The following is a 2,281-nucleotide window of genomic DNA, read 5'->3' as shown; positions in this document are numbered from 1 at the left end:
GCTGAGATGCGGGCTGATGAGGCTGCGCTTCTCGCTGAGATCGGGGAGGCGGCGTGATGGGCACCGCTCTCGTTAGTGTCCTAGGCTATAGTCTCGCAGTCGCGATGTTCGTCACCGGCATCAGTATGTTCACCGGAGCATTCTTCGGCAAGTTTCGTGATGACGATAGCAATGGCATCGCATTCTGGCTCAGCTTCGCCTTCTGTGGTTTTGGTTTCGGCGTTTGCGCCCTAATTGCAAAACTGACGGGGGCAATCTGATGGCCTTCCGCCTCGAACACGGCAGCGAAGCTCAGGGCTTCGGCCAGCGCATCGTAGATGACCATGGCGTCATCGCCTTGGTGAAGGCTCGTGGGAAGGCAGTCGGAGCCGGGCCAATCTTGGCTGCCGCGCCGGCTATGCTGGCAGAGTTGCAGCAGGTTCACACCGAGCTGACGGAAGCCGCAAATCTTCTGGCGGGCGCTCGTTACAACGGTATGGCTAGCATCTACCGGGCCGCCGCAGACCGAGTTCGCTGCATACTTGATGCTGCGGAGAGTCGTCATGGCTCGCCGTGAATTTAGCAAGGCGGTCCAGCGCGACGCTTTCGTCCGCGCCAACGGCAAGTGCGAAGGCTGCGGCGCCAAGCTCAGTGTCGGTCGTTTCGCCTACGACCACCGCATTCCCGATGGCCTGACTGGCGAGCCGACGCTGGAGAACTGTCAGGTTCTCTGCACGCCGTGTCACAGGGCGAAAACAGACATCGACGTTGCCGACATCGCTCGTGCCAAGCGGCGGTCCGACAAGCATCTTGGCATCAAGGATCCGCATTGCCGGAAGCTTCAAGGCGCTGGCTTCGCGAAGGCCCCTCCCCAGCGGAACGCCAGTCGTCCGCTGACCAAGATCTGCAACCCGCCATTCAACCGCTGAGCCTAGAGGCTCTGTGGCCCTCTACCTCGCGCCCGGCCTGATCTGCGCAGCGATCGGTCTGCGGATACTTCTTTCACTCATGGGAAGCCTTTAGCCATGTTTCTCGTCAGCCCCACCGATGACGCCCCGACGCCGCTCAACCAAGCGCCGAGCCTCACGCTCGCCCGTCTTCATCGCGAGCAAGACAGCCTGCACATGCAGTCCGGCAACGTGCGCCGAATGCTGGAGGCTCGTCGGGCCGAGGATCCGAGCTACACGCTGGCCGTCGTCAGGATGACGCTGGCAGCGGCTAGAAACACCGCAGAGGCCTTCCTGCGCACGCTGGATGAAGTTGAGGCCGAGGTTCTGCCGGTACGCCCCCTCCCCGTCGCCAAGCCCTTCGGCCGCCGGTCTGCTGATGCCGCCCTTCCCGCAGTCGTTTCTCCGGCGAGGGTGTGATGGTTCAGCATACCCCTGGCCCGTGGGCTGTCGATCCTGAATTTGAGGGTGACGTGCAAGCTGAGCGAGCGACAATCGAGATCGCGTCAGCTTGGGACAATTCAGCCCCTCGTATTCGCAAGCAGGGGCGGCATGCTCCTAGCGAAGATGAGTGCGTGGCTAATGCTCGGCTGATTGCCGCCGCACCCGACATGCTGTCCGCGCTGCGCTGCGTCGTTGCAGCCATGGACGACAACGACATGTGCGCGCTTCGGCGTGCCGACGCTTGCGACGTAGAGGCTAGCGCACTGCGCGATCTCATCTTGGCTGCCGAGGGCCGGTCATGAGCCAGTACCGCATAGAGCCTATCTGGAACGACCTCTACGCTGTGTTCCATCAGGATCGCCGCGTCGGCCTGATCTTCCCGGCCCGTTCGGCAACGGCATTCCCCCCTGCCCCTGCCGAGCCTTGGACCCTCGCCCCTGATCCAGAGGCATTCCCCGATCTCGCATGCTCCGGCCTGCCAAGCCCGATGGAGCCTTGGTTCAAGGCATTCGAGAGCTTGGACCAGATCGTCGCCTACCTCGGCATTGAGCAGCGTGCGGAGGCGCGAGCCGCATGACAACGCCTCGCATGGAGTTCGCCGATACGTTCGTTTTTGAGCGCGATGGTCAGACTGCCCGCATCGCTGTGCCGGCAGCACGGAAACTGATCTTTCTGTTCTCGGATCGCGCGCCTGTCCCAGGTCCTGATCTGGAAGCTGGCACCTATGAAGTCTCGGCAGACAGCATCCGCGATAAGGCGACCCCGTTCCCGCTCGCCGTGCTGTCGGTCAAGCGCAAGCACGTGCCGATGTGGCTGGCGCTTAGCGCTGCTCGGGCCGCCGAGATTTTGAAGGATGCCGCTGACGGCGCGCGCGCCGTGCGACTGACGGGAGGACGGATGCAATGACCGCC

7 protein-coding genes are annotated in these 2,281 nt (G+C 62.9%); all 7 read left to right on the top strand.

Annotated features, from left to right (window positions below):
• Positions 1 to 56: 56 nt before the first annotated feature.
• The 7 genes from MKK88_RS00330 (at position 57) to MKK88_RS00300 (ending at position 2,276) form a co-directional block, all read left to right on the top strand.
• Positions 57 to 260, top strand: coding sequence for a hypothetical protein (locus tag MKK88_RS00330; protein ID WP_243996588.1), 204 nt, complete (start codon positions 57 to 59; stop codon positions 258 to 260).
• On the top strand, positions 260 to 556 hold the full coding sequence (locus MKK88_RS00325) for a hypothetical protein (RefSeq protein WP_243996586.1): 297 nt from the start codon (positions 260 to 262) through the stop codon (positions 554 to 556). The genes MKK88_RS00330 and MKK88_RS00325 overlap by 1 nt, the downstream gene beginning before the upstream one ends.
• Positions 543 to 908 (top strand): HNH endonuclease, encoded by a 366-nt coding sequence (locus MKK88_RS00320; protein ID WP_243996585.1) that lies wholly within the window; start codon positions 543 to 545, stop codon positions 906 to 908. The genes MKK88_RS00325 and MKK88_RS00320 overlap by 14 nt, the downstream gene beginning before the upstream one ends.
• A gap of 96 nt (positions 909 to 1,004) precedes the next feature.
• Positions 1,005 to 1,346, top strand: coding sequence for a hypothetical protein (locus MKK88_RS00315; RefSeq protein ID WP_243996583.1), 342 nt, complete (start codon positions 1,005 to 1,007; stop codon positions 1,344 to 1,346).
• Positions 1,346 to 1,672 (top strand): hypothetical protein, encoded by a 327-nt coding sequence (locus MKK88_RS00310; protein WP_243996581.1) that lies wholly within the window; start codon positions 1,346 to 1,348, stop codon positions 1,670 to 1,672. The genes MKK88_RS00315 and MKK88_RS00310 overlap by 1 nt, the downstream gene beginning before the upstream one ends.
• Entirely contained in the window at positions 1,669 to 1,947 is a 279-nt protein-coding gene (locus MKK88_RS00305; RefSeq protein ID WP_243996579.1) for a hypothetical protein, read from the top strand. The genes MKK88_RS00310 and MKK88_RS00305 overlap by 4 nt, the downstream gene beginning before the upstream one ends.
• An 11-nt stretch (positions 1,948 to 1,958) precedes the next feature.
• Complete coding sequence (locus MKK88_RS00300) at positions 1,959 to 2,276, top strand: hypothetical protein (RefSeq protein WP_243996578.1); 318 nt, start codon at positions 1,959 to 1,961, stop codon at positions 2,274 to 2,276.
• Positions 2,277 to 2,281: the final 5 nt, after the last annotated feature.

Source organism: Methylobacterium sp. E-005 (assembly GCF_022829725.1).
In the GTDB taxonomy this organism is placed as follows: domain Bacteria; phylum Pseudomonadota; class Alphaproteobacteria; order Rhizobiales; family Beijerinckiaceae; genus Methylobacterium.
Note: the sequence above shows the minus strand (reverse complement) of the source record. Positions and strands in the feature narration are given on the sequence as shown.

Bases quoted from the DNA above. Each gene is read 5' to 3' on its own strand.
- MKK88_RS00330 (WP_243996588.1), top strand. From the start codon at position 57: ATGGGCACCGCTCTCGTTAGTGTCCTAGGCTATAGTCTCGCAGTCGCG.
- MKK88_RS00315 (WP_243996583.1), top strand. From the start codon at position 1,005: ATGTTTCTCGTCAGCCCCACCGATGACGCCCCGACGCCGCTCAACCAA.
- MKK88_RS00300 (WP_243996578.1), top strand. From the start codon at position 1,959: ATGGAGTTCGCCGATACGTTCGTTTTTGAGCGCGATGGTCAGACTGCC.
- MKK88_RS00320 (WP_243996585.1), top strand. From the start codon at position 543: ATGGCTCGCCGTGAATTTAGCAAGGCGGTCCAGCGCGACGCTTTCGTC.
- MKK88_RS00305 (WP_243996579.1), top strand. From the start codon at position 1,669: ATGAGCCAGTACCGCATAGAGCCTATCTGGAACGACCTCTACGCTGTG.
- MKK88_RS00310 (WP_243996581.1), top strand. From the start codon at position 1,346: ATGGTTCAGCATACCCCTGGCCCGTGGGCTGTCGATCCTGAATTTGAG.
- MKK88_RS00325 (WP_243996586.1), top strand. From the start codon at position 260: ATGGCCTTCCGCCTCGAACACGGCAGCGAAGCTCAGGGCTTCGGCCAG.